The organism is Streptomyces sp. GL_140, assembly GCF_057834465.1.
Genome location: NZ_CM174404.1, coordinates 3,066,816 through 3,091,139, shown reverse-complemented (window position 1 = coordinate 3,091,139; position 24,324 = coordinate 3,066,816). Strand labels below are relative to the sequence as shown.

At 72.7% G+C, this 24,324-nt stretch carries 26 protein-coding genes and 1 tRNA gene; 13 read left to right on the top strand and 14 right to left on the bottom strand.

The genetic code is table 11. The features are described 5' to 3' along the window. Nucleotides 1-76: 76 nt before the first annotated feature. The 3 genes from AC3IYJ_RS14395 to AC3IYJ_RS14385 are packed head-to-tail and all read right to left on the bottom strand — an operon-like array spanning nt 77 to nt 3,682. On the bottom strand, nt 77-1,684 hold the full coding sequence (locus AC3IYJ_RS14395) for a hypothetical protein (protein ID WP_489401692.1): 1,608 nt from the start codon (nt 1,682-1,684) through the stop codon (nt 77-79). Next, the gene (locus AC3IYJ_RS14390) at nt 1,672-2,880 is read right to left on the bottom strand and encodes a hypothetical protein (protein ID WP_489401691.1); all 1,209 of its coding nucleotides are present in this window, start codon (nt 2,878-2,880) and stop codon (nt 1,672-1,674) included. Before AC3IYJ_RS14390 ends, AC3IYJ_RS14395 begins: the two co-directional genes overlap by 13 nt. Beyond that, entirely contained in the window at nt 2,792-3,682 is an 891-nt protein-coding gene (locus tag AC3IYJ_RS14385) for a phosphatase PAP2 family protein (protein WP_489401690.1), read from the bottom strand. Before AC3IYJ_RS14385 ends, AC3IYJ_RS14390 begins: the two co-directional genes overlap by 89 nt. Nucleotides 3,683-3,826: 144 nt before the next feature. On the opposite strand from AC3IYJ_RS14385, the gene AC3IYJ_RS14380 reads away from it, so the two are divergent. Next, a complete protein-coding gene (locus tag AC3IYJ_RS14380; RefSeq protein ID WP_489401689.1) occupies nt 3,827-4,423 on the top strand; it encodes a histidine phosphatase family protein in 597 nt (198 codons plus the stop codon). 74 nt (nt 4,424-4,497) lie between these two features. Here AC3IYJ_RS14380 and AC3IYJ_RS14375 read toward each other — a convergent pair whose 3' ends face one another. Beyond that, nucleotides 4,498-5,838: an NsdA family TPR-like regulatory protein gene (locus tag AC3IYJ_RS14375; protein ID WP_489401688.1), complete on the bottom strand. Its 1,341-nt coding sequence runs from the start codon at nt 5,836-5,838 to the stop codon at nt 4,498-4,500. Between the two features lie 326 nt (nt 5,839-6,164). Here AC3IYJ_RS14375 and AC3IYJ_RS14370 point away from each other — a divergent pair, with 326 nt between their 5' ends. Together AC3IYJ_RS14370 and AC3IYJ_RS14365 are read left to right on the top strand one after the other, a co-directional pair. Next, nucleotides 6,165-6,581, top strand: a complete 417-nt coding sequence (locus AC3IYJ_RS14370; RefSeq protein ID WP_489401687.1) for a hypothetical protein — start codon at nt 6,165-6,167, stop codon at nt 6,579-6,581. A 78-nt stretch (nt 6,582-6,659) separates the two neighbouring features. After that, nucleotides 6,660-7,532 carry a spermidine synthase gene (locus AC3IYJ_RS14365; protein ID WP_489401686.1) on the top strand — a complete coding sequence of 291 codons (873 nt, stop codon included), beginning with the start codon at nt 6,660-6,662 and terminating at the stop codon, nt 7,530-7,532. A 46-nt stretch (nt 7,533-7,578) separates the two neighbouring features. Here AC3IYJ_RS14365 and AC3IYJ_RS14360 read toward each other — a convergent pair whose 3' ends face one another. Continuing rightward, the gene (locus tag AC3IYJ_RS14360; RefSeq protein ID WP_489401685.1) at nt 7,579-8,109 is read right to left on the bottom strand and encodes a hypothetical protein; all 531 of its coding nucleotides are present in this window, start codon (nt 8,107-8,109) and stop codon (nt 7,579-7,581) included. A 79-nt stretch (nt 8,110-8,188) separates the two neighbouring features. Between AC3IYJ_RS14360 and AC3IYJ_RS14355 the strand changes: the two genes are divergently transcribed. From AC3IYJ_RS14355 to AC3IYJ_RS14330, 6 genes are all read left to right on the top strand, one after another. Beyond that, nucleotides 8,189-8,878, top strand: coding sequence for a response regulator transcription factor (locus AC3IYJ_RS14355; protein ID WP_214951446.1), 690 nt, complete (start codon nt 8,189-8,191; stop codon nt 8,876-8,878). Continuing rightward, complete coding sequence (locus tag AC3IYJ_RS14350) at nt 8,875-10,245, top strand: sensor histidine kinase (RefSeq protein ID WP_489401684.1); 1,371 nt, start codon at nt 8,875-8,877, stop codon at nt 10,243-10,245. Before AC3IYJ_RS14355 ends, AC3IYJ_RS14350 begins: the two co-directional genes overlap by 4 nt. A 68-nt stretch (nt 10,246-10,313) precedes the next feature. After that, nucleotides 10,314-10,478 carry a DUF5993 family protein gene (locus AC3IYJ_RS14345; protein ID WP_489401683.1) on the top strand — a complete coding sequence of 55 codons (165 nt, stop codon included), beginning with the start codon at nt 10,314-10,316 and terminating at the stop codon, nt 10,476-10,478. 11 nt (nt 10,479-10,489) lie between these two features. After that, a complete protein-coding gene (locus tag AC3IYJ_RS14340; protein ID WP_489401682.1) occupies nt 10,490-11,146 on the top strand; it encodes a disulfide bond formation protein B in 657 nt (218 codons plus the stop codon). A 107-nt stretch (nt 11,147-11,253) separates the two neighbouring features. After that, entirely contained in the window at nt 11,254-11,928 is a 675-nt protein-coding gene (locus AC3IYJ_RS14335) for an NADPH-dependent F420 reductase (protein WP_489401681.1), read from the top strand. A 100-nt stretch (nt 11,929-12,028) separates the two neighbouring features. After that, complete coding sequence (locus tag AC3IYJ_RS14330) at nt 12,029-12,331, top strand: hypothetical protein (protein WP_489401680.1); 303 nt, start codon at nt 12,029-12,031, stop codon at nt 12,329-12,331. Here the strand turns inward: AC3IYJ_RS14330 and AC3IYJ_RS14325 are convergent. Further along, nucleotides 12,246-13,535: an MFS transporter gene (locus AC3IYJ_RS14325; RefSeq protein ID WP_489401679.1), complete on the bottom strand. Its 1,290-nt coding sequence runs from the start codon at nt 13,533-13,535 to the stop codon at nt 12,246-12,248. The two genes, AC3IYJ_RS14330 and AC3IYJ_RS14325, sit on opposite strands and share 86 nt — an antisense overlap. Nucleotides 13,536-13,685: 150 nt before the next feature. After that, nucleotides 13,686-14,192 carry a MarR family winged helix-turn-helix transcriptional regulator gene (locus AC3IYJ_RS14320; protein WP_489401678.1) on the bottom strand — a complete coding sequence of 169 codons (507 nt, stop codon included), beginning with the start codon at nt 14,190-14,192 and terminating at the stop codon, nt 13,686-13,688. Nucleotides 14,193-14,286: 94 nt separating this feature from the next. On the opposite strand from AC3IYJ_RS14320, the gene AC3IYJ_RS14315 reads away from it, so the two are divergent. Next, nucleotides 14,287-15,129, top strand: a complete 843-nt coding sequence (locus tag AC3IYJ_RS14315) for an NAD(P)H-binding protein (protein ID WP_489401677.1) — start codon at nt 14,287-14,289, stop codon at nt 15,127-15,129. A 63-nt stretch (nt 15,130-15,192) separates the two neighbouring features. Here AC3IYJ_RS14315 and AC3IYJ_RS14310 read toward each other — a convergent pair. The 4 genes from AC3IYJ_RS14310 to AC3IYJ_RS14295 form a co-directional block, all read right to left on the bottom strand. Next, a tRNA-His gene (locus AC3IYJ_RS14310) sits at nt 15,193-15,265 on the bottom strand. A gap of 108 nt (nt 15,266-15,373) precedes the next feature. Further along, on the bottom strand, nt 15,374-15,976 hold the full coding sequence (gene orn, locus AC3IYJ_RS14305; protein ID WP_214951581.1) for an oligoribonuclease: 603 nt from the start codon (nt 15,974-15,976) through the stop codon (nt 15,374-15,376). An 87-nt stretch (nt 15,977-16,063) separates the two neighbouring features. After that, on the bottom strand, nt 16,064-17,233 hold the full coding sequence (locus tag AC3IYJ_RS14300) for a helix-turn-helix domain-containing protein (RefSeq protein ID WP_489401676.1): 1,170 nt from the start codon (nt 17,231-17,233) through the stop codon (nt 16,064-16,066). 376 nt (nt 17,234-17,609) lie between these two features. After that, nucleotides 17,610-17,957, bottom strand: coding sequence for a hypothetical protein (locus tag AC3IYJ_RS14295; RefSeq protein WP_489401675.1), 348 nt, complete (start codon nt 17,955-17,957; stop codon nt 17,610-17,612). A 449-nt stretch (nt 17,958-18,406) separates the two neighbouring features. Between AC3IYJ_RS14295 and AC3IYJ_RS14290 the strand changes: the two genes are divergently transcribed. Both AC3IYJ_RS14290 and AC3IYJ_RS14285 read left to right on the top strand, forming a co-directional pair. Further along, nucleotides 18,407-18,937, top strand: a complete 531-nt coding sequence (locus AC3IYJ_RS14290) for a universal stress protein (protein ID WP_328298807.1) — start codon at nt 18,407-18,409, stop codon at nt 18,935-18,937. Nucleotides 18,938-19,036: 99 nt separating this feature from the next. After that, on the top strand, nt 19,037-19,603 hold the full coding sequence (locus AC3IYJ_RS14285; RefSeq protein ID WP_489401674.1) for a GPR1/FUN34/YaaH family transporter: 567 nt from the start codon (nt 19,037-19,039) through the stop codon (nt 19,601-19,603). A gap of 97 nt (nt 19,604-19,700) precedes the next feature. Here the strand turns inward: AC3IYJ_RS14285 and glmS are convergent, their stop codons facing one another. The 3 genes from glmS to AC3IYJ_RS14270 all read right to left on the bottom strand — a co-directional run bounded on the left by glmS (nt 19,701) and on the right by AC3IYJ_RS14270 (nt 22,655). After that, on the bottom strand, nt 19,701-21,518 hold the full coding sequence (gene glmS / locus AC3IYJ_RS14280; RefSeq protein ID WP_489401673.1) for a glutamine--fructose-6-phosphate transaminase (isomerizing): 1,818 nt from the start codon (nt 21,516-21,518) through the stop codon (nt 19,701-19,703). 70 nt (nt 21,519-21,588) lie between these two features. Then, a complete protein-coding gene (locus tag AC3IYJ_RS14275; protein WP_489401672.1) occupies nt 21,589-21,864 on the bottom strand; it encodes a hypothetical protein in 276 nt (91 codons plus the stop codon). A 107-nt stretch (nt 21,865-21,971) separates the two neighbouring features. Continuing rightward, the gene (locus tag AC3IYJ_RS14270; RefSeq protein ID WP_489401671.1) at nt 21,972-22,655 is read right to left on the bottom strand and encodes a DUF4429 domain-containing protein; all 684 of its coding nucleotides are present in this window, start codon (nt 22,653-22,655) and stop codon (nt 21,972-21,974) included. 52 nt (nt 22,656-22,707) lie between these two features. On the opposite strand from AC3IYJ_RS14270, the gene AC3IYJ_RS14265 reads away from it, so the two are divergent. Then, nucleotides 22,708-24,303, top strand: a complete 1,596-nt coding sequence (locus AC3IYJ_RS14265; RefSeq protein WP_489401670.1) for a beta-N-acetylhexosaminidase — start codon at nt 22,708-22,710, stop codon at nt 24,301-24,303. Nucleotides 24,304-24,324 lie beyond the last annotated feature (21 nt).

Sequence of the window (24,324 nt, the reverse complement as noted above, 5' to 3'; positions counted from 1 at the left end):
GCGGCCGGATCGACGGCGGCCGGATCGACGGCGGCCGGATCGACGGCGGCTGTATCGAAGGTGCCCGGATCGAAACTCACAGCAGGTCCTCGTCGGTCACGGCATCGGGCAACGGCAGGGGCGGCGCGGAGGCGGAGCCGGCGCTCAGGTGCGCGGGCGGGCCGCCGTGGGTCCACGGGGTCTGTTCGGCGTCCGGAAGCTTCGGGCCGCCGCGCGAGTCGTGCTCGAACAGCGTCCAGCACACCCGGTCGCCCTTCTCCGGCACCGAGCCCGCCTCGGGCTCCTTGCCGCGGCCCATCTTGTCGAGGAGGCGCAGCACGAGGCGGCCGTCCCCCTCCCAGCGGACGAACCGGGCGCTCTGCGGCCGCCCGTCCAGCGAGCGGAACACCTTCGCGCCGCCGCTGCCGCCGTCGGCCGCATCAGGGTCCGCGAGCTGAGGCCGGTCCTCCGTGGCCACCGTCACCAGCGGGCGCGGGCTCGGCCGCTTCGACTCCGTCCACTCCATGACGACTTCGGTGACCTCGCCGGCGAAGGCCTCACCGGCGAGGCGCCGGCCCGCCATCACCAGCGGATCGTCCAGCGCCTCCTGGGCGTCGAGCCTGACCTGCTCGTTCTCCCGGGTTGCGAGCTTGCGCGCCGCCGTCACCGCGTCGTCGCGGCGCGGCTGCGGGGCCTCGCCCGCCCGCACCCGGTCCCGGTGGCCGGTGTACGACCAGCGGTCGCCGGTCCAGCGGTCGACGGTCCGCTCCCCGGCGGGCAGTTCGCGCAGCAGGCCGATGGCCTGCCAGGTCGCCCGCCAGGTGCTCTCCATCTGGTCCACGACCAGCTGGCGCACCGCCAGCCCGGCGGCCCGCACCCCGTCGCCGTACCGGGGACCGGCCGCCCGCGCCGCGTCGAACTTCGAGATCGCCGGAGCCAGCAGCTTGTTGTCGAAGGCTGGGTCGGTGGCCGGACCGGCCGGCGGCACCAGCAACTGGCCGTCCGCGCCCCGGCCGAGCTCGGCCCGCAGCGCCCACTCGGCTCCGGACCTGCCCTGCGGCGGGTCGATCCAGGCCAGCAGCGACTGGAGGTGCTGGTCCTCCAGGTTGCTCTGGCCGGTCGCCCAGTGCCGGGACAGCAGGTCCGTCGCCGCCAGCAGCATCGAGGATCCGGGCACCCGCGAGCGCTCGGCGAGGTGCGTGAACCAGCGCCCCAGCAGCGGTACGAGGGCGGGCGCCGGATAGGGGTTCTCGGGATCCTCCTCGGCGGTCCGCCGGAACCGCATGGACCGGCCCAGGAGCCGTACGTACTCGACGCCGGCGCGGCTCGGCACGATCAGCTGCGGCGCGTCCAGGCACAGCTCGGAGGTCACCTTGAGCCCGGTCTCGGGGTCGGTCTCGCGGCCCTCGATCAGCTCGACGGCGTCCGCGTACTCCTCCAGGTACGGGACCACGTGCCCGGCCAGCTCGGCCAGGAACTCCCACCGCAGGTCGCGGTCGCGCGGCTGCGGTATGACCAGGATCCGCGGCTCCTCGGGATCGGTGCCGAACATCGCGCCGAGCGGCGCCCCGGCCTCGCCCGCCGTCGTCAGCAGTACGAGGACCAGCGGGCGCTCGCCCAGATGCCGGTGCCGTACGGTCGCCAGGGCCTGGGCCCGGCCCGCCCGGACGGCTTCCAGCCGGGCCAGGGTGTTCAGCAGGGACATGCGGCGGCCTCCGGACGGATGCGGGCGGGGGCGTGTTCCAGCGCTTCGGCGCGCAGCCGGGCGGCGTACCGCAGCGCGGCCGCGGTCGGGCCCCCTTCGAGGTCGGTCCCGGCGTCGCTCCCGCTGTCGCCCACGGCCGCCGCGAGGGCGGCTTCGACGGTGGTCAGCGCGCCCAGCTCGCCCCGCACGGAACGGCCGAGCGCGCTCACCTCGCCGGCCCCGCGCGCCCGGTCCCGGCAGTGGAAGGCCAGCTCGCAGGCGGCCAGGCACTCGGGGGCGTAGGAGGCCGACACCGCCGAGACGGCCTCGGTCAGCTCCTCGGCGGAGCGCGCCGGGTCGAAGTCGAGCCCCTCGGGCAGCGCCGCGGCGAGCTCCTCGACCCGGGTGAGGCGCTCCAGCTGGCGCCGGGTCACGGAGAGCTCGCGGCGGACGTCGACGGGGGAGGCGGTGGGCAGGTTGGAGAAGTCCTTGGGGCAGACCAGCAGCACGGTGTGCCCGACCTCTGCGCCGGCCAGCTTCCCGGCGGTCCGCTCCAGGGCCAGCACGTAGACGGCGGCCTGGCGGGCGGCGGCGCCCACCTTCGCGGCGTCCGCGGCCCCGTCGATCATCGGGAACGACTTGATCTCCACGACGGTCCAGCGCCCGTCGGGGTGCACGACGACGGCGTCCGGCTCCAGATAGGCGGGGGAGCCGGCCACTTCCAGGGCGAGCATGGGGTGGTCGAGCAGGGTCCACGCCCCGGCGGCGGTGGCGTCCCGCAGCGCGAGCGCGGTACGGGCCGCTCGGCCTTCGGGCCCGGCGGCGGTGAGGTCGGGCACGAGGGAGTCCGCCCCGGGCGGTTCGGACCCGGCGGCCAGGTGCGCGTGGACCAGCCGCAGCAGCTCGGCGCCGCCGTCGCCCTTGACCTTGGCCTCGAAGGAGTTCCCGCGCACGATGGCGAACTGCGACTGCCCGAAGGCGGCCGGGGAACCGAGTGCCGAGGCCAGGCTCGTCTTGTCCACGCCGGCGCCGTCCAGCAGGGCGCGTCTGCCGCAGCCGGGGTTGGCGGCGAGGGCCGCCAGAGCGCGGGCGTCGAGCGGGCGGGGTGGGACCGCGGGGCCGCGCAGGTCAGCGAGCCGCTGCCACAGTGCCGTCGGGCGCTGAGTCGTCTGCTGCGGGGTCTTGGGCGGCTGACCGCTGGGCGGGTAGGAGCTCACCCGCGGAAGTCTCCCATCCGCCACTGACAATCGTGGACTTACGGCGGGAATCGGCTGTTCGGGTGGTGTGCGGATACCACCTGCCGGCCCGGGCCAGAGCGCGGGCGGCGAGGAATCCCGCGCCCATCACGGCGGCCCCGGCGACCGCGTCGAGGAAGTAGTGGTTGGCCGTGCCCATGACCACGAGGGTGGTGACGGCCGGGTACGCGGCTCCCAGCGCCCGGAGCAGCGGGTGGCGCCCGTACCGCCACAGCACGATCCCGCACCACAGGGCCCACCCCACGTGCAGGCTGGGCATGGCGGCGAACTGGTTGGTGAAGGCGCCCAGCCCGCGCGGGGCACTGGCCTCGCCGCCCCACCAGCCGTAGGCGCTGTACCGGGCCATGGTGTCGGTGAACCCGTACGAGGCTTCGAGCAGCCGGGGCGGGCAGGTGGGGACCAGGGCGAAGCCGATGAGCCCGAGGAGGGTGGAGAACATCAGCCAGGTACGGGCGAATCGATACTGCGGGGGGCGCCGCCGGTAGAGCCAGACCAGCACGGCCGGGGTGACGAGGTAGTGCAGGGAGGCGTAGACGAAGTCCGCGGGTATCCCGAGGACGCCGTGGTGGGTGAAGAGCCGGTTGAGGGGCCGCTCGAAGTCGATCCGCAGGAGCTCCTCCAGGTGCAGGATCGCGAGCCCGTGGTCCACGGCGAGCCGGACGTCGCCCCGGGCGAGGAGTCTGCCGCCGGAGTAGGCGCCGTAGACGAGCCCGAGGAGCAGCAGCTCGGCCCACCAGCGCGGGGGTTGCCGCCGATTGGTCATACGGCGTATGACGTGCGTGAGGCGCCCGAGGTTGCGCGCCGTTCATCTGATGGATGATGGTCGGACGACGGAACCACCGCAAAGGCGTGCGAATGCTTCCGCCTGTTCGGCTGCCCCTCCGCCCCCTCGACCGGGAGAACACACATGGCCCCCCGCATCCTCCTGGCCCGCCACGGCCAGACGGCGTGGTCCCAGCTCGGCAAGCACACCGGACGCACGGACGTGCCCCTGCTGGAGGAGGGCAGGCGGGGCGCGAAGCTGCTCGGCGAGCGTCTCGCCCGCGATCCGTGGGCGAGCCTGCGCGGTCTGGAGGTGCGCACCAGCCCACTGGTGCGCGCGAGCGAGAGCTGCGACCTGGCCGGCTTCGGCATCCAGGCGGAGCCGTGGGACGCGCTCATGGAATGGGACTACGGCGACTACGAGGGCATGACCCCGGCCGAGATCCAGGCGGTCCGGCCCGGCTGGCTGATCTGGCGCGACGGGGTCCCGGGCGGCGAGTCCGTGGCGGACATCTCGGCCCGCGCGGACGAGATCGTCACCTGGGCCCGTTCGGCCGAGCGCGACGTCCTGGTCTTCGCCCACGGCCACATCCTGCGCACCCTGGCGGCGCGCTGGCTCGGCTTCGAAGCCTCCTTCGGCGCCCGCATCCGCCTGGAGCCGACCTCGCTGTCGGTCCTGGGCTGGGCGTACGGGGCTCCGGCGCTGGAACGCTGGAACGACACGGGCCACCTGGACATGTAGCCGCCGCCCGCCGACGGCGGCTGTCCGCCCGGTCCCGGTCCCGGCCCCGCCCCGGCCCGGGCGCCGGGCGCGGCTCAGGCCGACGCGTGGCGGGTCAGGAAGGTGCCCACGCGCGGGGAGCGCTGGTGGGGGACCAGGGCCCGGGCCGTCCCCGCCAGCATGGACTGGATGCGGGTCGACTGGACCTCGGTCAGCAGGTCCATCACCCGGCCGCCCGCCCAGGAGGCCTCGTCGGGGGCGCCCGCGTGGGCCAGGTTGTCGGCGAGCTCCGCCGTGTACAGGGCGACGTTGCGGGCGAAGTGCGGATCCTGGAGGTCCGCCGCCCGGCGCGCGTGCCGGGCCGCGCGGGCGTGCTCGCCGAGCGCCGCCCAGCAGCGGGACTCCAGCGACTCCAGCTCGGCCTCGCCGAAGAAGGACATCCACTCGGGGTCGGCCCCCGCCGCCCCACGCGAGAACTCCGTGTGGGCCCGGGTCAGGGCCTCCTCGCAGGCCTTGCGGTCCGCCAGCCCGGCCCAGCCGCCGGCCTCCCGCAGCGCGAGGAGCGAGAGGAGCCGGGGGGAACCGAGGGAGCGCGCGGCACGGCGGCCCGCCTGGGCCGCCCGTACCGATTCGCGCGGCCGACCGCAGTCCCGTGCCAGGAAGGCCATGTTGCTGAAGGCGTGCGCCTCCAGCCCGGCGTTCCCCGAGACCCGGGCGGTGGCGAGGGCCTCCGCGTAGTGCGAGCGGGCGTCGTCGAAGCGGCCCGAATCGTGTGCGAGCCAGCCCACCGAGATCGCCAGCTCGCCCGCGCCCGCGTGCAGCCGGTCCTCGGTGGACTGCCGGGTGGCCCCCGCGTCGAGCAACGCGTAGGCGGTGCGCAGGGGTTCCGAGGCCCGCCGGTACAGGGCGTCCGCCCCGTGCCGGTCGTCCAGCAGCCGGATCTGGCGCACCGCGTCCTCGACGGCGTCCGCCTCCGCCTCGCCGGCCCGGGAGGGGAGCCGACGGGTGTCGCCGAGCAGGGTGAGGCTGATGGTCGCGGCCGCCACGGTCGCGGAGCCGCCTGCCATGAACGCGCGACGCAGCACGTCGCTCTCCTTGAAACGCGAAGAGGAAAGGGGGTTGGGACGTTGGGTGAACGGGGAGAAGGGCGAGACCTGCTCGCGCTGGGCCAGCCGGCCGCGCACCGTCTCGCGGGAGGAGAATCCGAGATCGGCCAGGGTCCGGCCGGGGAACATGTGGAGGAAGACCCGCTCGTAGGCGTAGTTGGGGCAGCGGATCTCGCCGGACTCGACCCGGCCGATGTAACGGGCGTCGCAGGAAACCGTTTCGCCGATCTCCTTCGCCGCCCTGCGCACCAGTGCGGCGAACTCGGCCGGGGAATGCTGACCGCGCAGCCGCCGGAAGGTGGAATTGGGTGAGTGGGGGGACGCCGCCATGGACGTGGCCTCTCTGGGGCAAGGGACGCGCTGCCGGTGACTGTGTGACGTTGACTGCCAACGTGACGGTGACGGTGGTGCGAGGGTGCCCGGCGGCCACGAACGTACCGCCAGTGGCGGCCCGTTGACTCGCTGTTTGGCTACAAAACGGATATCTCACCCGCGATCCGCCATGAACTGCCATCCTTTGCAGCGTCTTGCCACCGCACCTGTTGACGCCCCCGTGCGTTGAACTCATGCGGAGTGGGAGGAACCTCTCGGTTCCCGGCCCCCTCCCGCGATGCTCGTACGCGGATCGAGGAGGGGTTCCCTTGGTGGAGGGCGGCATGGAGAGCACTGGAACGGACACCGCGCCCGAGCCCCTGATCGCCGGGGCCCCGGATCTGGTCACCGTGCCCACCCGGCAGGGGCTGGAGGCCGTCGACATCATCCGCCGGGCCGCCGGACAGATCGGCAGGGCCGCGCAGGCCGGCGGCGTCGGCCCGGTCCTGCACGACGGCTCCGGCAGCACCCTCGGCTTCCTCGTCCCGCCCGGCACCGCCGACGCCTGGGACCTCCCGGGCAGCGCCTGTACGCAGACCAACGGGCGCGGCATGCGGTTCGGCGACACCTCGCCCACCTCGGAGGGAACCGGCTGGCTGCTGCCCCCCGAGGCCGTGGGGCCGGTCACCGACCCCGAGGTGCTGCGGGCGGCGCTCGGCGAGGCCGCCCGGCTGATCGAGGCCGCGGACAACTGCCGCTGAGCGCTGCTGAGCGCCGCCGAGCGCTCCGGAGGTTCGCCGGGCAGTCCCGCGGCGGGTCTGACCAGCCATAATGGGAACGTGGCAGGCAAGGGCAAAGACAAGCGGCGCGGACGCGAATCCTCCGAGGCGATTGCCGGGCAGGTGGACGGCGGCCAGGCCGCGCTGGAGCCCGACCGGGAGCGGTCGCGGGCCTGGACCCTGCTGATCGACGGAGCTCCGCAGTCGCACGTGGACCTGGACGACCCCGCGTACCTGGACTTCTCCTACCAGCGCCGGATCGGCCACCTGATCGACCTCTTCGGCCCGGCCCGCCGGCCCCTGAACGTGGCGCACCTCGGCGGCGGCGCCTTCACCCTCGCCCGCTACACCGCCGCCACCCGGCCCCGCTCGTCCCAGCAGATCGTGGAGATCGACGCCGGGCTCGTGGCCTTCGTACGGGAACACCTGCCGCTGGACCCGCAGGCGCGGGTCCGCGTCCGCGCGGTCGACGCCCGCGCGGGACTGGCCCGGATCCCGGACGGCTGGGCGGACCTGGTGATCGCGGACGTGTTCAGCGGCGCCCGCACCCCCGCGCACCTGACGAGCGCCGAGTTCCTGGACGACGTACGCCGGGCCCTGGCGCCGGGCGGCTGGTACGTGGCGAACCTCGCGGACGGTCCGCCGCTCTCCCACCTGCGGGGTCAGATCGCGACGGCCGCGACCCGGTTCCCGGAGCTGGCGATGGCGGCCGACCCCGTGGTGTGGCGCGGCAAGCGGTTCGGGAACGCGGTCCTGGTGGCCGCCGACCGGGAGCTGCCCGTGGCGGAGTTCACCCGTCGGGTCGCGAGCGATCCGCACCCGGGCCGGGTGGAGCACGGCCGCGCCCTGGCGGACTTCGCGGGCGGCGCCGCGCCGGTCGCGGACGCCTCGGCCGTGGCCTCGCCGCAACCGCCGCCCTCGGTCTTCCGCTAGCGGGCGCCCGGGCGGCGCGGGGCAGACGGCATTTTGACGGTGGGTCCTAGGGGTCGACGGTCTCCACCAGCGGCGGGTGGTCGTGCCAGGTGCAGAACACCGACACCTCGCGCCCGTCGCGGGTGAAGGTGACGCGGATCCAGAAATCCTGCTTCCACACCTGCATCCGCCAGCCGGCCGCCGGGGTCGCCGAGACCAGCTCGGCCGAGGAGGACCCGAGGCCGAAGACGACCCGGCCGCCCGAGACGCTGTACGCCTTCACGTCCTGGTTCGAGGCCCCCTGCCGGTAGGTCTGCGCCGTCGCGGGCGGAGCGGAGGACTTGGCCGGGGAAGGCGGGGCGGACCCCGGCCCGGAGGGCGACGGCGTCGCCGAGGGGGACGCGGACGGCGTGGGCGACGAGGCCGGCGGCAGCGCGCTGTGCGTCGAGGAGGAGAGCGGCTGTGTGGTCAGCGGTACCGCGAGCGGCGGATCGTAGGCCGTTCCGGACATCACCGTGTGCACGCCCCACCACGACAGCGTCACCGCCGCGCCGGTCGCCAGTGTCCACGCCCCCGCGTGTGCAAGTCCTCTTCGCATCGGGGGACATACTGCCCCACCCGTCCCAGACCTGGCCCGGCCCCCCTGGGTATCCCCCGAATGGGCTACGGTGCGGGCCATGGCTAGTGTGCTCGTGGTCGAGGACGACCAGTTCGTACGTTCCGCCCTCATCCGGCACCTGACCGAGGCCTCGCACACCGTGCGCAGCGTCGGCACCGCCCTGGAGGCACTGCGCGAGGTCGCGCACCACCGCTTCGACCTGGTCATCCTCGACCTCGGACTGCCCGATCTGGACGGGGCCGAGGCGCTCAAGATGCTGCGCGGCATCACCGACGTGCCCGTCATCATCGCCACCGCCCGCGACGACGAGGCGGAGATCGTCCGGCTGCTCAACGACGGCGCCGACGACTACCTGACCAAGCCCTTCTCCGTGGAACACCTCTCGGCCCGGATGGCCGCCGTCCTGCGCCGGGCCCGCTCCGCCGCCGGGGCCGAACCGCCCTCCCGCGTCCTGCGCGTGGGCGGCCTCGCCATCGATCCGCTGCGCCGCCAGGCGGAGCTGGACGGGGCGGTACTGGACCTCACGCGGCGGGAGTTCGACCTGCTGGCCTTCCTGGCCGGGCGGCCGGGCGTGGTCGTGGCCCGCCGGGAGCTGCTCGCCGAGGTCTGGCAGCAGTCGTACGGCGACGACCAGACCATCGACGTCCACCTGTCGTGGCTGCGCCGCAAGCTCGGCGAGACCGCCGCCAGCCCGCGCTACCTGCACACGCTGCGGGGTGTCGGAGTCAAGCTGGAACCGCCGCAGTGAGGTGGGCGCTGGTCAAGGTGTGCCTGGCGGTCACCGCGATGGTGGTGGTGGCCTTCGCCGTACCGCTCGGGCTGGTCGTCCAGGAGATGGCCAGCGACCGGGCCTTCTCCAACGCGGAACGGCAGGCCGCCACCATCGGGCCGACCCTGTCCATCACCACCGACCCGGTGCAGCTGCGCAAGGCCGTGGAGTCCTCGCAGATGGGCGCCGCCCGGCGGATGGCCGTGCACGTCCCGGCCGTGGGCGACAGCCCGCGCGTGGACATCGGCGGCGGCTGGGCCGGTGAGCGCGCCGTCTCCGAGACCCGGCGGATCGGACAGGCGGCCACGGCCCCGGTGGCGGGCGGCGGTTCCGCCCTGCTCCAGCCCATCGCGCTCGGCTCCGGGGACATCGCGGTCGTGGAGATCTACGTCCCGGAGAGCGAGGTCAGCAACGGCGTCGCCACCGCCTGGGTGGTCCTCGCCGGCGTCGGCCTCGCCCTGATCGTGGGCTCGGTGGCGGTCGCGGACCGGCTCGGCGCCCGCCTCGTGCGGCCGGCGGAGCGCCTCGCGGACGCCGCGCACCGGCTGGGGGAGGGGCGGCTGGGGGCCCGGGTCCCCGAGGAGGGGCCGAAGGAACTCCGGTCGGCCGCCGTCGCGTTCAACTCGATGGCGGACCAGGTGATGGAACTCCTCGCCAATGAGCGGGAGCTGGCCGCCGATCTCTCGCACCGGCTGCGCACGCCCCTGACGGTGCTGCGGCTCAACGCGGCCTCGCTCGGCGACGGCCCGGCGGCGGAACAGACGCGGGCCGCCGTCGAGCAGCTGGAGCGCGAGGTCGACACGATCATCCGTACGGCGCGCGAGCAGCGCGCGCCCGCTTCCGCCCCGGGCGGCGGCGCCGGCTGCGACGCCTCGGAGGTGATCCGGGACCGGATGGCCTTCTGGTCGGCGCTGGCGGAGGACGAGGGCCGCGAGGTGCGGCTCGCGGGGGTGGGCCGTACGGTACGGATCCCCGTGGCCCGGCCGGAGCTCGCGGCGGCGCTCGACGCCATGCTGGGCAACGTCTTCCGGCACACCCCGGAGGGCACCCCCTTCGCGGTGGACGTCCACGACGCCGGGGACGCGGTGATCGTGCTCGTCTCGGACGCGGGACCCGGCATCTCCGACCCGGACGCGGCGCTGCGCCGGGGCAACGACGGGGGCCGCGACGGTTCGACGGGCCTGGGCCTGGACATCGTGCGGCGGGTCGCCGAGTCCACGGGCGGCGACGTCCGGCTGGGCCGGTCGGTGCTGGGCGGGACCGAGGTGCGGGTGTGGATCGCGCTGGACGGGCGCGCCCGGGGCGAGTCGGCCCGGCGCAGCCGGCGCAAGCGGCGGGGCAACTGATCTAACCCGGGGCCGGTCGGGGGCGCGCCGCGCGACCGGTATGTCCCCATGTCGATACGGTCCGCGCCATGGACACCCTCATCTTCGGCGGCCTCCTCGCCACGCTCATCGCGATGTACCGGGACACGTCGCGGATGGTCGTGCTCGGCGCCTGGTGGCTCATGCTCCTCGCCGTGATCCTGCTGCTGGCGCACCACATCACCAGCAGCCTCGCCCTCACCCTGAGCTACTGAAGATGGCCGCGATGTACAGCCTCCTCCCGGAGGCGCCGCTGGAGGGCGGCCTGTTGGGGCGCGTCCAGTACTGGTTCGCCTGCCTCTTCGTCATCGGCTGGACCGGTGTGGTCTGCGGCGGGCTCTTCTACCAGTTCGGGCTGTGGGAGTACCCGTGCCCGCTCTGCATCGTGCAGCGGATGTTCATGCTGCTGGCGGCGATCGGAGCCGGGCACATCGTCCGCACGGCGCTGACGCGGGGAGCGGTGACCGGCCGCGACTACATGATGGGCTGGGGCCTGTCCCTCGTCGCCGTCGTCGCCGGCTCGTTCGCCTCCTGGCGCCAGACGATGCTGCACATCCTGCCGGGCGACAAGGGGTACGGGAGCGAGGTGTTCGGCCTGCACCTGTACGTCTGGGCGTGGATCCTCTTCCAGGCCTCGGTGGTCGCGGTCGGCATCGTCCTGGCCTTCGCCCACTCCACGGCGGACCGGGCGATTCCGGCCGACGGGCCGGGGGCGTACCGGTCGGTGGGGCTGGCCGCGCTGTGGTTCCTGGGGCTGGTGATCGCCGTGAACGTGGTGGCCGTCTTCCTGGAGGAGGGCTTCCACTGGTTCCTGCCGGACGACCCGGCGCGGTACCAGTTCTTCTACGACGTGGGGATCCTGGACGAGCCGGCGGCGAAGTGACCCCGGTGCGGAGTTGACAATGCGGGCGCGGGAATCCGTACGGCCTGGTTGAGTGGGCGGGTTCGACCATCGGCTCGCTGATCGCCCGTACTTGATTGGAACTTGTCATGCGCTACGCAGTCCTCGGCACCGGAATCGTCGGCCGTACGATTGCCACCCGGCTGGCCTCCCTGGGCCACGAGGTGGTCATCGGCACCCGGGACCCGGAGGCCACCCTCGCCCGCGGCGACTTCGCCGAGTGGCAGGCCACCCAGCCGCAGGTGGGCCTCGTCGGGTTCGCGGAGGCGGCCCGGCTGGGCGAGATGCTGGTCAACGCCACCGGCGGGCGGGTCAGCCTCGCCGCGCTGACGGAGGCCGACGCCGCGCACCTGGACGGCAAGGTCCTGATCGACATCGCGAACCCGCTCGACTTCTCGAACGGCTTCCCGCCCAGCCTCGACCCGGTGGACACCGACAGCCTGGGCGAGCTGATCCAGCGGAGCTTCCCCGGGCTGCGGGTCGTCAAGACGCTGAACACCATGAACTGCCAGATCATGGTCGATCCGGCCAGGGTCCCCGGCGACCACACCGTCTTCCTCTCGGGTGAGGACGCCGATGCGAAGAAGGCCGTACGGGAGCTCCTGGACTCCTTCGGCTGGAGCGAGCACAACGTCATCGACCTGGGCGGCATCGAGACGGCGCGCGGTACGGAGATGCTGCTGCCGATTTGGCTCCGGCTGATGGGGGCCCTGGGGCACTCGGACTTCAACTTCCACATCCAGGGTGCGAAGCGGACGGAGTAGCCGGTACCCCGGGGCGGGTGAGGGCGTGCCCGGACGGAGGCGGAGATGTTGCCGCCTCCCGGGCCTCCGCCGAGGGTGGCCGTGACGAAAGGAGCCACGCATGAGAGTCATGCTCAGGGCCCATCTCGACACGGCCGCGGCCAACGAGGGCATCAAGAGCGGTGCCCTCGTCCAGGCCGTGAAGAAGCTGATGGACACGGTCAAGCCGGAGGCCGCCTACTTCGGCCCGCACGAGGGCGTCCGGTCCATGTGGATGGTCTTCGACCTCCAGGACAGCTCGCGGCTGCCGGCCCTGACCGAGGACCTGTACATGCAGTTCAACGCCGAGATCGAGGTCGGTCCCGTGATGAACTCGGAGGACATGGCGAAGGGGATCGCGGCGATGCAGTCCTCGCCGGGGTGAGCCGCAGGCCCCGTACCCGCCCGGCTGCCGCCGTCGCCGCCACCGCGGAGGCGGCCGCCGCGCCGCAGGACAGGGCGAAGGCGGCCCGGTGGCCGTAGGCCTCGGCCAGCGGTCCCGCGACGGCCGCCGCCAGTGCCTCCCCGAGGAGCAGCCCGCTGCCGATCACGGTCATGGCCTCGGCCATCCGCTGCGCCGGGGCGGCCCGTTCCACGAGCCCGAACAGGGCGATCAGGTGCGGGGCCACGGCCAGCCCGATGCCCGCGATCGCGAAGGTGGCGCCCCACACGCCCGACACCGCGAGCAGGGGCAGCGTCAGCAGGGCCTGGAGACAGATCGTCCGGCGCAGCCGGACCGTCAGATCGGCCGCACCGGGCCGGGCCACCGTCATGAAGCCGGTGATCGAGCTGGTCACGGCCATGGCCGACCAGATGAGCCCGGCGGACCCGGGCGATCCGGCCGACTCGGCGAGCGCGTTGACCCCGGTATTGGCCGCACTCCAGGCGGAGCCCTGCAGGACGGCCATGGCGAACAGCAGGGCCAGACCGGGCGACCACAGTCGTACGTCGCCACGCGCGGCCGCGGTCCCCCGCGTCGGCCCGGGCGCCGTGGGATGCACGGCGAAGAGCGTCCCGAAGACCACGATCAGCACGGCTGCGAGGACGAGCCCCGACGCGGGGTGCACGGTCACCGCGAGGATCCCGGCCAGCGCGGGCCCCACCATGAACCCGACCTCGTCGAGGGTGGTGTCGAAGGAGAGCGCGGCGCCGACCAGGGCCCGGTCGTCCCCGGCCAGCCGCGCCCAGCGGGCCCGGGCCAGCGGCCCGATCTGGGGCACGGTCAGACCGGCCGCCAGGGCGAGCGCCGCCCGGGCGGCCGGCGGCAGCCCGCCGAGTACCGCCGCGACCAGGGCGGCGAGCACGGCGGCGTTCGCGGCGCAGGCGAGGAGCAGGACGGAGCGGTGGCCGCGCCGGTCGGCGAGCCGGCCGATGACCGGGCCGCCGAGGGCCTGGCCGAGCCAGAGGGCCGCGGCGACGGTTCCGGCCTCGCCGATGCCGTCGCGGTCGTTGATGAGCAGGAGCGTCCCGATGGGGCACAGCGCGGCGGGGAGCCGCGCGAGGAACCCGTAGATGGGCAGGGCGGTACCGCCGAGGGCGAACACCCCGCGGAAGCCGCCGGGGGCGGCGGTGGATGCGGACACGGACACGGACAACCTCCAGCCGCACGCCGACCCTCCCGTTTCTCCGGCGCGCGCCGTTGCCCGTTGGAGGGGACCGTAGCGGGGCGGCGGCGGCTTGGGTAGATGCGTGTCGGTGTCCGTGCCGGCCGGCGGCCGTCCCGGCCCGCGTCGTCCGTCTCAGCCCGTGTCGTCCGTGCCGGAGGCCAGCCGCTCGGCCTGGGCGCGGCCGACTTCGGCGGCGCGGTGCAGGTAGTCGCCGATGACGGCGAGCTCGGCGTCGGAGTAGCCCTCCAGCACGGCGCCGAAGGCCCGGCCGGGGGTGTCCCACGCGGCGCTGATCCGGTCGCGGGCGGCGGGGGAGAGGGCGACGAGCGAGCGGCGGCGGTCGTTGGGATCGGCGAGGCGTTCGACGACGCCGGCCTTGACCATGCGGTCGACCAGGCGGGTGGCGGAGCCGGAGGTCAGGCCGGTGAGACGGGCGATGTCGCCGGTGCTGACGGGGCCGGGCTCCATGTCGAGGAGGGCGACGCACTGCATGTCGGTGGGGTGCAGGCCGACGTGGTCGGCCATGGCCTGGCTGAAGAGCGAGTAGTCGGCGTAGTGCCGTCGGCTCTCGGTGACGATCCGCGCGAGCAGCTCGGCGCGGCTCCAGGCCTCACTCGAAAGGGGGTCATTGGTTGACATCGGCTTCTCCGTGCTCCAAATTTAACTGTGTGACGCAGAGAGTGTGCAACGCAGAATCTGCGTCAGGTGTCCAGCCTACTCAAGGAGCGTTCCCATGTCCGACATCCTCGTCACCGGCGGCCGCGGCGCCATCGCCCGCGGCCTCTCCTCCCTCCTCGCCGCCCGCGGGATCCCGCACCGCCTCGCTTCCCGCGAGCCGGACAAACCCGGCACCGTCCACTGCGATCTGAGCGATCCGGCGACCTTCCCCGCCGCCCTCGCCGGAGTCCGCTCCGTCTTCCTCTACGCCGAGGCCTCCGCCGTCGACGCCTTCGTGGCGGAGGCCGTGCGGGCCGGCGTCGAACACGTCGTCCTCCTGTCCTCCTCCTCGGTCCTGGCCCCCGATGCCGCGCGGAACCCGCTCGCCGCGGCCCACCTCGCCGTGGAGCAGGCCCTCCTCGACTCCCCGCTGCGCAGGACCCTGCTGCGCCCCGGCTCCTTCGCGAACAATGCCCTCGCCTGGGCCTGGTCGCTGAAGTCCGGCCGCCCGGTGCACCTGCCCTACCCGGGCTCCCACTGCGACCCCGTCCACGAGGCCGATATCGCGGAGTCCGCCCTCGCGGTGCTCACCGACCCCTCGCTCGGCGGCCGGGCTTACCACCTGACCGGCCCGCAGTCGCTGACCTTCGCCGCCCAGCTGGCCGTACTGGGGGACGCGGTCGGCCGCTCCATACCCTTCGAGGCGGTCTCCCGCGAGCAGTGGAAGGCCGAGGTGGACGGATACGTGCCGGGTCCCTACGCCGAGGCCCTGCTCGACTTCTGGGCCACCACCGACGGCCTGCCGGTCGGCCTGACCGACGCCGTCGAGCATCTCACCGGCCATGCGCCCCGCACCTTCGCCACCTGGTCTGCGGACCACGCCGAGGCGTTCCGGGGCGAGGCGTCCCGAGTCCGGTGAGGACGGGCCCCGGGAAACGCAGAAGGCCCCGTTCCGCTTTCGCGGAACGAGGCCCTCTCGCAGGGTGAGTGACGGGACTTGAACCCGCGGCCACCTGGACCACAACCAGGTGCTCTACCAACTGAGCTACACCCACCATGTCCGGTCGGAAAACCGACCGGCCGAAGAAAAGCGTACAGGGTCCGGGAGGGTGCTCGCGCCCTCCTTTTCCCCCGCCGGCCTCCGGGAGGTGCTGAAAGCGGAGTTACTCGCCGGGGACGACGTGCTTGGCAGCGATGGTGCGCGCCGTGTCCGAGTCCGGTCCGGGCTGCGGCACGAAGACGGCCTCCCGGTAGTAACGCAGCTCGGCGATGGACTCCTTGATGTCCGCGAGCGCCCGGTGGTTGCCGTTCTTCGGCGGGCTGTTGAAGTAGGCGCGCGGGTACCAGCGGCGCGCCAGCTCCTTGATCGAGGACACGTCCACGATCCGGTAGTGCAGGTATCCCTCCAGCGCGGCCATGTCGCGCAGCAGGAAGCCGCGGTCGGTGCCGACCGTGTTTCCGCAGAGTGGGGCCTTGCGGGGCTCCTTCACGTGTTCCCGTACGTAGGCCAGGACCTGCGCTTCGGCGTCCGCGAGGGTGGTCCCGCCGGCCAGCTCGTCGAGCAGGCCGGAGGCGGTGTGCATCTCGCGCACCACGTCGGGCATGGTCTCCAGGGCCGCGTCCGGCGGGCGGATCACGATGTCCACGCCTTCGCCGAGCACGTTGAGCTCCGAGTCGGTGACCAGTGCGGCCACCTCGATAAGTGCGTCGTCCGTCAACGAGAGCCCGGTCATCTCGCAGTCGATCCACACCATGCGATCGTTCATGCGCCCCACCTTATGCGGAAGGTCCCCCACATCGGTGACGCCGATGCGGAGGACCTTCTCAAAGCAGCGCCCTTACGGGGCCGCGCGCTACGCGTGCTCGCGCAGGACCCGGCCCGGGGCGTACAGCTCCGTCACCGTGGGACCCGCCGCGGCCAGAGCCGCCGCGGTCCGCTGCGGCTGCGGAGCGCGCTGGTGCGGAACCGGCGACTCCGACAGCTGGGCCACCTGGGCCGCGTCCGCCTGCGGGCGCCTGGCCCGGTAGGCGGAACGGTAGGCGGCCGGGGATGACCCCAGCTGGCGGCGGAAGTGCCCGCGCAGGGCGACGGGCGAGCGGAACCCGCAGCGTCCGGCGACCTCGTCGACCGAGTAGTCGGAGGTCTCCAGTAGCCGCTGTGCCTGGAGCACCCGCTGGGTGATCAGCCACTGGAGCGGCGCGCTGCCGGTCAGCGAGCGGAACCGCCGGTCGAACGTGCGCCTGCTCATGTAGGCGCGCGCCGCCAGCGTCTCCACGTCGAACTGCTCGTGGAGGTGTTCCAGCGCCCAGGCGACGACCTCGGCCAGCGGGTCGGCGCCGATCTCTTCCGGCAGCGACCGGTCGAGGTAGCGCTCCTGGCCACCCGTGCGACGCGGCGGGACGACGAGCCTGCGGGCCAGGGCCCCGGCCGCCTCGCTGCCGTGGTCCGTGCGCACTATGTGCAGGCACAGATCGATTCCGGCCGCGGTGCCCGCGGACGTCAGCACGTCGCCGTCGTCGACGAACAGCTCGCGCGGATCGACATGGACGGACGGGTAGCGCTTGGCCAGCGTCGGCGCGTACATCCAGTGCGTCGTCGCGGGCCGTCCGTCCAGCAGGCCGGCCGCGGCGAGCACGAAGGCTCCCGTGCACAGTCCGACGATCCGGGCCCCCTCCTCGTGCGCCAGACGCAATGCGTCGAGCGCCTCCGGCGGCGGCGGTGAAGTGATGGAACGCCAGGCGGGAACGACGACCGTGCCTGCCCGGGCGATCGCCTCCAACCCGTATGGCGCGGTCAGTTCGAGTCCGCCGGTGGTCCGCAGCGGACCGTCCTCCCCGGCGCACACGAGCAGTCGATAGCGTGGAACTCCCGCGTCCTGCCGGTCAATGCCGAACACGGAAAGTGGAATGGAGCTCTCGAAGATCGGCCCGCCGCTGAACAGCAGCACCGCGACGATCTCCCTGCGGCGACGCCCCGCGAGCTTCCTGCCGTCAACGACGACGGCGGTGGAATCCTGGCTCATGGCGCTAAGCCCCCCTTGGGTGTCGCGACTCCTTGGTCTGGTCGCACCTGCACGTTTCCCCTCGGCCTTGCACGTGGATCCCCCGCCGTAAATACATGATCGAATCTACTGCGTCCCGTGGTGTCGGCGTGACAAGTTCAGCACGCAGCGCTATGTCGACTTGGCAACTTGGCGAAAAGCATTCGATCAGGAAGCGTTCCACTCCGCTACCCGGGTGGGAAGCGCACTGTCCGGCCATGGCCAGTACCCATAGGGCCAAGGCCCGCCTCCGGCGTCGTCTTCGCTGATGGTGAGGGGGGTGGGGGGACATTCCGGCAAGGAGGGTGACCTGCCGGGAAGTTGGCTGAAAACGTGCGGGTGTGGATGTGCGAACCGGTCAGTCGTGAGGGGACATCCCGCCGGAACCATGACAACCGCGGTGGGTTCCGGCCCCGGCCCGCGAGTGCCGGCCGCGCTGGGCCGCGATCGCACGGTCCTCCACGAGGACGGCAGCCGCATTCCTTCCGGCCTTCTCCGAGTGGCGCAGCAGCACCCGGCAGGCGGCCGTGACGGCGGCCAGGCCGAGGGTGGCCACCGCGGCCCCGCCGAAGGAGGTCCCGTAGACGACGAGGACGACAGGGACTAGCAGGCAGCTGAAGGCCGCCCAGCGCACCACGTCACCCGCGGGGTCCTCGTGGGGGCGTCTCGCGAGTTGCACGGACGGGTGAAGCGGTGGAGGCGGCATGTGGACGGACTGCGTCGGCTGAGCGGGCGACTGAGCGGGCTGGACGGGGTGAACCGGATGACCGGGCACGGCGTGCTCCCTGCGTGCTCTTCCTGGACGGTCGGACTCGTGTCCAACGGCGGGCGGCGCGGCTCGGTCACTGCGCGCACGGGTGGCGCGTGCCGGGGAGGGGGGTTGCTCGTCACTGGCTGTAGGGGGCAGCGGCCATTGCCAAGGGGGCGTCGCTGCGGCATGCTCCCTTGGACGCTCTCCAGGGGCGGCAAGCCCTGTGCAGCGCAGGAGTGTCGCCGTACCCTGGTGGGTATGGGCTTGGGAAGATGCTTCCCGGACAGAGCTCAGTCACACTGAGTTGCAATTCTCCGAATCTTCACCGCTCGCATCGTCGCTTCCGCCTACTGCCGCTCAGCCGCCTTGTCCCTTCGCCCGAGGACCCCTTCGCCGAGACACCCATGGCCGGTCACGAATTCTCCGAACCCGCGGACCGCAAGCGCAAACGCCTCGCCGACCCCGAATCGGCCGACCTGCGCGCGGTGGAACAACCACGTCATCCCTGCGACCCGGCCTTCCGGCACGGGGTCGTCGTGGGATTCGACGGATCCACGTCCAGTGAGCGCGCCCTCGCGTACGCGATCGGCATGGCCCGACGCTCCGGATCGGGTCTGATCATCGTCCATGTCGCCAACCGGCTCCCCACCACTGTGTGGGCCGGCTGCGAGCCGCCCGTCTTCGTGGACGTGCCGGACCACCGCACTGAGGTGCTGGGTCTGGAGCTGGCCTGCGCGGACTATCTGGCAGAGGTCCCGTGGATCCTCGTCGAGCGGGGCGGGGACATCTGCCACGAGTTGGAGGAGGTCGGTCGGGAGTACTCGGCGGACGCCATCGTGGTCGGCTCCACGCACGGGATCGTCGGCCGGATCTTCGGATCGGTGGCGGGCCGGCTGGCCAAGCGGGCGCAGCGGCCGGTTGTTGTCATCCCGTAACCGACTGTATGTCGATTGTGTGGTTGTGAACCCCCTTGTAAGGGGTAGATAAATGCTGCTGGGACGCAGCAAACAACTGCAGATCGAAGGGAGCCCGCCGTGGACAATGGTGTCTCTGCGGGAAGCACAGCCTCGACTTCGACCCTCGGGCACATCGCCCTGGGCCTCACCCTTCTCGCGTTCGGTATCGGCCAGACCGGTGTCATCAGCGGTGTGACCGTAGCCAACTCCGTGTCGCTCGCGACTTTCCTCGGCGGTCTCGCCCTGTTCGCCCTCGGGATTCTCGAATACCGCGGCGGCAACGGCTTCAACGGGACGGCGTTCGCGGGTATCGGCGCCTTCTGGTTCACCTGGGCCAACGGCGCTGACGGAAAGGTTTCCGCACATGCGGCCGGACTGTTCCTCGTCCTGTTCGCCATGCTCGCGCTGACCCTCACCGCCGCGGCTTCGGGCGGCCTGTTCGGTCAGGGCGTGTACGGCCTGTTCACCCTCTCCCTGCTGCTCCTGGCGATAGGCACGTTCGCCGAGACCGGCGGGCTGGTCAAGGCGGCGGGCTGGGTGGCCGCGCTCTCCGGGCTGCTGGCCTGGTACGGGGCCACCGCGGCCCTGGCGAGCTGGCCGATGGCGCTCGGCAAGGGTTCGAGCGGAGCGGTCGCCGCGAGCTGACGGACCGAGCGGTAGCACGCGCACGAGAGGAAGGCCCCCGGGGACGACGGATCCCCGGGGGCCTTCCTCGTGCGCGGCGGCCACGGCCGCCGCGCTGCTACTCGACGGTGACGGACTTCGCCAGGTTGCGCGGCTTGTCGATGTCCCGGCCCATGGCCAGGGCGGTGTGGTACGCCAGCAGCTGGAGCGGGATGCCCATCAGGATCGGGTCCAGCTCGTCCTCGTTCTTGGGCACGAGGATGGTGTGGTCGGCCTTCTCCTGCTCGCGGTGGGCGACCGCGAGGATCCGGCCGCTGCGGGCCTTGATCTCCTCCAGCGCCGCGCGGTTCTTCTCCAGCAGGTCGTCGTCCGGGACGATCGCGACCGTCGGCAGCGACGGCTCGATGAGGGCCAGCGGGCCGTGCTTAAGCTCGGAGGCCGGGTAGGCCTCCGCGTGGATGTAGGAGATCTCCTTGAGCTTCAGGGAGGCCTCCAGGGCCACCGGGTAGCCCCGGACGCGGCCGATGAACATCATCGACTTGGCCTCGGCGTACTCGGCCGCGAGCTTCTTGATGTCCTCTTCGCCGTCCAGGATCTCCTGGATCTGCGCGGGCAGCTTGCGCAGGCCGTCGATGATCCGCTTGCCGTCGGTGACGGACAGGTCGCGGATGCGGCCCAGGTGCACGGCGAGCAGGGCGAAGGCCACGACCGTGTTGGTGAAGCACTTGGTGGAGACGACGCAGACCTCGGGGCCGGCGTGCACGTACACGCCGCCGTCGGCGGCGCGGGCGATGGCGGAGCCGACCACGTTGACCACGCCGAGGACGCGGGCGCCCTTGCGCTTGAGCTCCTGCACGGCCGCGAGCACGTCGTACGTCTCACCGGACTGGGAGACCGCGATGTAGAGGGTGTCGGGGTCCACGACCGGGTTGCGGTAGCGGAACTCCGAGGCCGGCTCGGCGTCGGCGGGGATGCGGGCCAGGCTCTCGATGAGGCCCGCGCCGATCATGCCGGCGTGGTACGAGGTGCCGCAGCCCAGGATCTTGACCCGGCGGATGCCGCGCGCCTCGCGCGGGTCCAGGTTCAGGCCGCCCAGGTGGACGGTGTTGAAGCGGTCGTCGATCCGGCCGCGCAGGACGCGGTCGACCGCGTCGGCCTGCTCGGAGATCTCCTTGTGCATGTACGTGTCGTGGCCGCCCATGTCGTACGAGGCGGCCTCCCACTCCACGGTCTCGGGCGTGGCGGTGGTCGTCGTGCCGGAGGTGGTGTAGGTCCGGAAGTCGTCGGCCTTCAGGGTCGCCATCTCGCCGTCGTCGAGGGTGACGATCTGGCGGGTGTGGGCGACGAGCGCGGCGATGTCCGAGGCGACGAACATCTCCTTCTCGCCGATGCCGAGGACGACGGGGGAGCCGTTGCGGGCGACGACGATGCGGTCGGGGAAGTCGGCGTGCATGACGGCGATGCCGTAGGTGCCCTCGACGACCTTGAGCGCCTCGCGGACCTTCTCCTCCAGGGTCTCGGCCTGGGCGCGGGCGATCAGGTGCACGAGCACCTCGGTGTCGGTCTCCGAGAGGAAGACCACGCCGTCGACCTCGAGCTTGGCGCGCAGCTCGGAGGCGTTGTCGACGATGCCGTTGTGGACGACCGCGACCTTGTTCTCGCCGTCCAGGTGCGGGTGCGAGTTGATGTCGCTCGGGGCGCCGTGGGTGGCCCAGCGGGTGTGTGCGATGCCGGTGGTGCCGGCGAAGCGCTTGGGTACCCGGGACTCCAGCTCACGGACGCGGCCCTTGGCCTTGACGACCTTCAGGGCCGCGGACTTCGGGCTGTTGACGACGATGCCCGCGGAGTCGTATCCGCGGTACTCCAGTCGCTGCAGGCCTTCCAGCAGCAGCGGTGCCACGTCACGCTTGCCGATGTAACCCACGATTCCGCACATAAGGTCTTTCCCCTCCGAAGTTCGATTGCTCTTGCCGCTGCCCTGCGCCTGCCCCCGTCAGGGGCGGCGGTCAGCCGTAGACGATGCGTCGCAGCTGCCGGAGCGACAGCTCCGGCGGAGCCACGGCCCGGTGCGGCAGTTCGGCCGCGATCCGCTCGAAGATGTCCGCGTTGACCGCGCCCCCGGACTGGAGCTCACGGTGGCGGCGGCGGACGAACTCCTCGGTCGTCTCGTCGAAGTACGCGAGCACGTCGAGCACCACACGGGCGGCTTCGCCCCGCTGGAGCGAGGTGCTGCGCACCAGGTGTTCGACGAGGTCGTCGTACGACGGGCGGCGGTCGGGCATCCGTCGATATTGACGGTCCGAGCCGCAGAACGCAAAGATCCTGCCCGAAATCGGGCAGGATCGCTCTGGTCTGGACCAGAGGAGCGGCTAATTCCGGTCTAAGTCGCTCAGAAACGTCCCAAAATCGCCGCTTTCGCCGCGCTGAACTCCTCGGGCGTGAGGATCCCGGCCTGATGCAGCTCTCCCAGCTCGCGCAGCCGCCGCAGCAGGGCGTCGTGATCCGCCGGGGCGGGGGCCTGGGCGGGCTCCTGGGCCGGAGTCGGCTCCTGCTTCGGCGCGAGGGCCCGTACCGCCCCCGAGGGGGCCCCGCCCGAGCGCTTGGCCTCCTCCGTCGTCCAGTTCCAGTCCAGGGCCACCCGGTCCCCGTCGAAGGCCACCGTCCCGTCGCCCGCGCCGACCGTGATCGGCACCGGCGGCCCCGGCAGCAGGTAGGAGTCCGCGGGCCCGGGGTCCACCTGGTCCAGCAGCAGCGCGTTGCGCACCTCGTCGACGAAGTACTCCGCGACCCCGGCCCGGTCCGGCTCCACGGTCAGCCGGTACGGATCGGAGTCCTCCGGCAGCCGCCCGCCCGTCACCTGGAGCAGCGGATCGGCGCCGTCACGCAGGCGCAGCCGCAACCGGCCCGCCTTGCGTCCCGGTTCGTAGGAGATCCCGGCGAGCGCGCGCAGCGGGACGGCCACCTCGCCCAGCGTCTGGCGCAGCAGGCCGACCCCCTTGTCGCGGCCCGGCACGATGCGCACCGAATCCCCGTCGAAGGTCCATGTACCGTCCTTCTGGATGATTTCCGCCATCCTGAGATTCTCGCACCGGCCTCGCGGCCCCATCTGGTCTATACCTGAGCACATGAGAGTTCCGCGACGCGCGCTCGCCGCCCTCCTCGTCCTCGCCGCAGTCCCCGCGGCCGCCTCGTGCACCGCCGCCGCCCACGGGGCCGACGACGCCCGGCCCGGAGGCGGGGGCCCCGCCGCTCTCGCCCCCTACGAGCGGATCCTGCCGGCGCCCGTCTCCGCGCACGCCCGGGGCCCGGGGTACGCCTTCGGCCCGGGCACGGTCATCCGTACCGGCACCGCGGGCGACGAGGAGGTCCGCAAGGTCGGGGAGCTCCTCGCCGAGCAGCTGCGGGCGGCCGGCGGACTGCCGGTGCCCGTGGTCGACGGCGCCGAGGGCGACGGGATCCGGCTGCGGCTCGACGAGGGGGCCGAGGGGGTCGGCGCCGAGGGGTACCGGCTGGAGTCCGGCCCCGGCGGGGTCACCCTCACCGCCCGCACGCCCGCCGGGCTCTTCCACGCCGGCCAGACGCTGCGCCAGCTGCTCCCGGTGTCCGGCCCGGGCACGGTGCCCGGCGGGACGGTCACGGACGCGCCGCGCTTCGCCTACCGCGGGGCGATGGTGGACGTGGCCCGCCACTTCTTCACGGTCGAGCAGGTCAAGCGGTACGTGGACCAGCTCGCGCAGTACAAGGTCAACACCCTGCACCTGCACCTGACCGACGACCAGGGCTGGCGCCTGGCGATCGACTCCTGGCCGAAGCTGGCGGAGGTCGGGGGCGCCGGCGAGGTCGGCGGCGGGCCCGGCGGGTACTGGACGAAGGAGCAGTACCGGGACCTGGTGGCGTACGCGGGCGAGCGGTTCGTGGACGTGGTCCCGGAGATCGACATGCCGGGCCACGTGAACGCGGCGCAGGCCTCGTACGCGGAGCTGAACTGCGACGGCAAGGCGCGCGAGCGCTACACCGGGATCAAGGTCGGCTTCAGCTCCCTGTGCGTGGGCAAGGAGCGGACCTACGAGTTCATCGACCAGGTGATCGGGGAGCTGGCGGAGCTCACGCCCGGCCGTTACATCCACATCGGCGGCGACGAGGCCCACTCCACGCCGGCGGCGGACTACGCGGCGTTCATGGACCGGGCGCAGGAGGTCGTGGCCAAGTACGGCAAGACGGTGATCGCCTGGCACCAGCTGGCGACGGCGCGCCCGGCACCGGGCACGGTGCTCCAGTACTGGGGCCACGACCGCACGGCGGAGCCGGAGAAGGAGGCGGTCGCCGCGGCGGCGAAGGCGGGCCACCCGCTGATCCTGTCTCCGGCGGACCGGCTCTACCTGGACATGAAGTACGACGCGGCGACGAAGCCGGGGCTGGCCTGGGCAGGTTTCGTCCCGGTCCGCCGCGCCTACGACTGGGACCCGGGGAGCTACCTGGCCGGAGTCCCGGAGTCCGAGGTCCTAGGGGTGGAGGCCCCGCTGTGGACGGAGACCATCGCGACCCGCCCGGACCTGGAGTTCATGGCGTTCCCCAGGGTGCTGGGCCTGGCGGAACTCGGCTGGTCCCCGGCCGCCTCCCACGACTGGACCGCGTACAGCCGTCGCCTGGCCGCCCAGGCACCCCGCCTGGACTCCCAGGACGTCAACTACCACCGCGCTCCGGACGTGCCCTGGGGATAGCGCAGGTGGGAGGCGGTACCC

Bases quoted from the DNA above. Each gene is read 5' to 3' on its own strand.
- AC3IYJ_RS14395 (WP_489401692.1), bottom strand. From the start codon at position 1,684: ATGTCCCTGCTGAACACCCTGGCCCGGCTGGAAGCCGTCCGGGCGGGC.
- AC3IYJ_RS14385 (WP_489401690.1), bottom strand. From the start codon at position 3,682: ATGACCAATCGGCGGCAACCCCCGCGCTGGTGGGCCGAGCTGCTGCTC.
- AC3IYJ_RS14380 (WP_489401689.1), top strand. From the start codon at position 3,827: ATGGCCCCCCGCATCCTCCTGGCCCGCCACGGCCAGACGGCGTGGTCC.
- AC3IYJ_RS14375 (WP_489401688.1), bottom strand. From the start codon at position 5,838: ATGGCGGCGTCCCCCCACTCACCCAATTCCACCTTCCGGCGGCTGCGC.
- AC3IYJ_RS14370 (WP_489401687.1), top strand. From the start codon at position 6,165: ATGGAGAGCACTGGAACGGACACCGCGCCCGAGCCCCTGATCGCCGGG.
- AC3IYJ_RS14360 (WP_489401685.1), bottom strand. From the start codon at position 8,109: ATGCGAAGAGGACTTGCACACGCGGGGGCGTGGACACTGGCGACCGGC.
- AC3IYJ_RS14355 (WP_214951446.1), top strand. From the start codon at position 8,189: ATGGCTAGTGTGCTCGTGGTCGAGGACGACCAGTTCGTACGTTCCGCC.
- AC3IYJ_RS14345 (WP_489401683.1), top strand. From the start codon at position 10,314: ATGGACACCCTCATCTTCGGCGGCCTCCTCGCCACGCTCATCGCGATG.
- AC3IYJ_RS14340 (WP_489401682.1), top strand. From the start codon at position 10,490: ATGTACAGCCTCCTCCCGGAGGCGCCGCTGGAGGGCGGCCTGTTGGGG.
- AC3IYJ_RS14335 (WP_489401681.1), top strand. From the start codon at position 11,254: ATGCGCTACGCAGTCCTCGGCACCGGAATCGTCGGCCGTACGATTGCC.
- AC3IYJ_RS14330 (WP_489401680.1), top strand. From the start codon at position 12,029: ATGAGAGTCATGCTCAGGGCCCATCTCGACACGGCCGCGGCCAACGAG.
- AC3IYJ_RS14320 (WP_489401678.1), bottom strand. From the start codon at position 14,192: ATGTCAACCAATGACCCCCTTTCGAGTGAGGCCTGGAGCCGCGCCGAG.
- AC3IYJ_RS14315 (WP_489401677.1), top strand. From the start codon at position 14,287: ATGTCCGACATCCTCGTCACCGGCGGCCGCGGCGCCATCGCCCGCGGC.
- orn (WP_214951581.1), bottom strand. From the start codon at position 15,976: ATGAACGATCGCATGGTGTGGATCGACTGCGAGATGACCGGGCTCTCG.
- AC3IYJ_RS14300 (WP_489401676.1), bottom strand. From the start codon at position 17,233: ATGAGCCAGGATTCCACCGCCGTCGTCGTTGACGGCAGGAAGCTCGCG.
- AC3IYJ_RS14295 (WP_489401675.1), bottom strand. From the start codon at position 17,957: ATGCCGCCTCCACCGCTTCACCCGTCCGTGCAACTCGCGAGACGCCCC.
- AC3IYJ_RS14290 (WP_328298807.1), top strand. From the start codon at position 18,407: ATGGCCGGTCACGAATTCTCCGAACCCGCGGACCGCAAGCGCAAACGC.
- glmS (WP_489401673.1), bottom strand. From the start codon at position 21,518: ATGTGCGGAATCGTGGGTTACATCGGCAAGCGTGACGTGGCACCGCTG.
- AC3IYJ_RS14275 (WP_489401672.1), bottom strand. From the start codon at position 21,864: ATGCCCGACCGCCGCCCGTCGTACGACGACCTCGTCGAACACCTGGTG.
- AC3IYJ_RS14270 (WP_489401671.1), bottom strand. From the start codon at position 22,655: ATGGCGGAAATCATCCAGAAGGACGGTACATGGACCTTCGACGGGGAT.
- AC3IYJ_RS14265 (WP_489401670.1), top strand. From the start codon at position 22,708: ATGAGAGTTCCGCGACGCGCGCTCGCCGCCCTCCTCGTCCTCGCCGCA.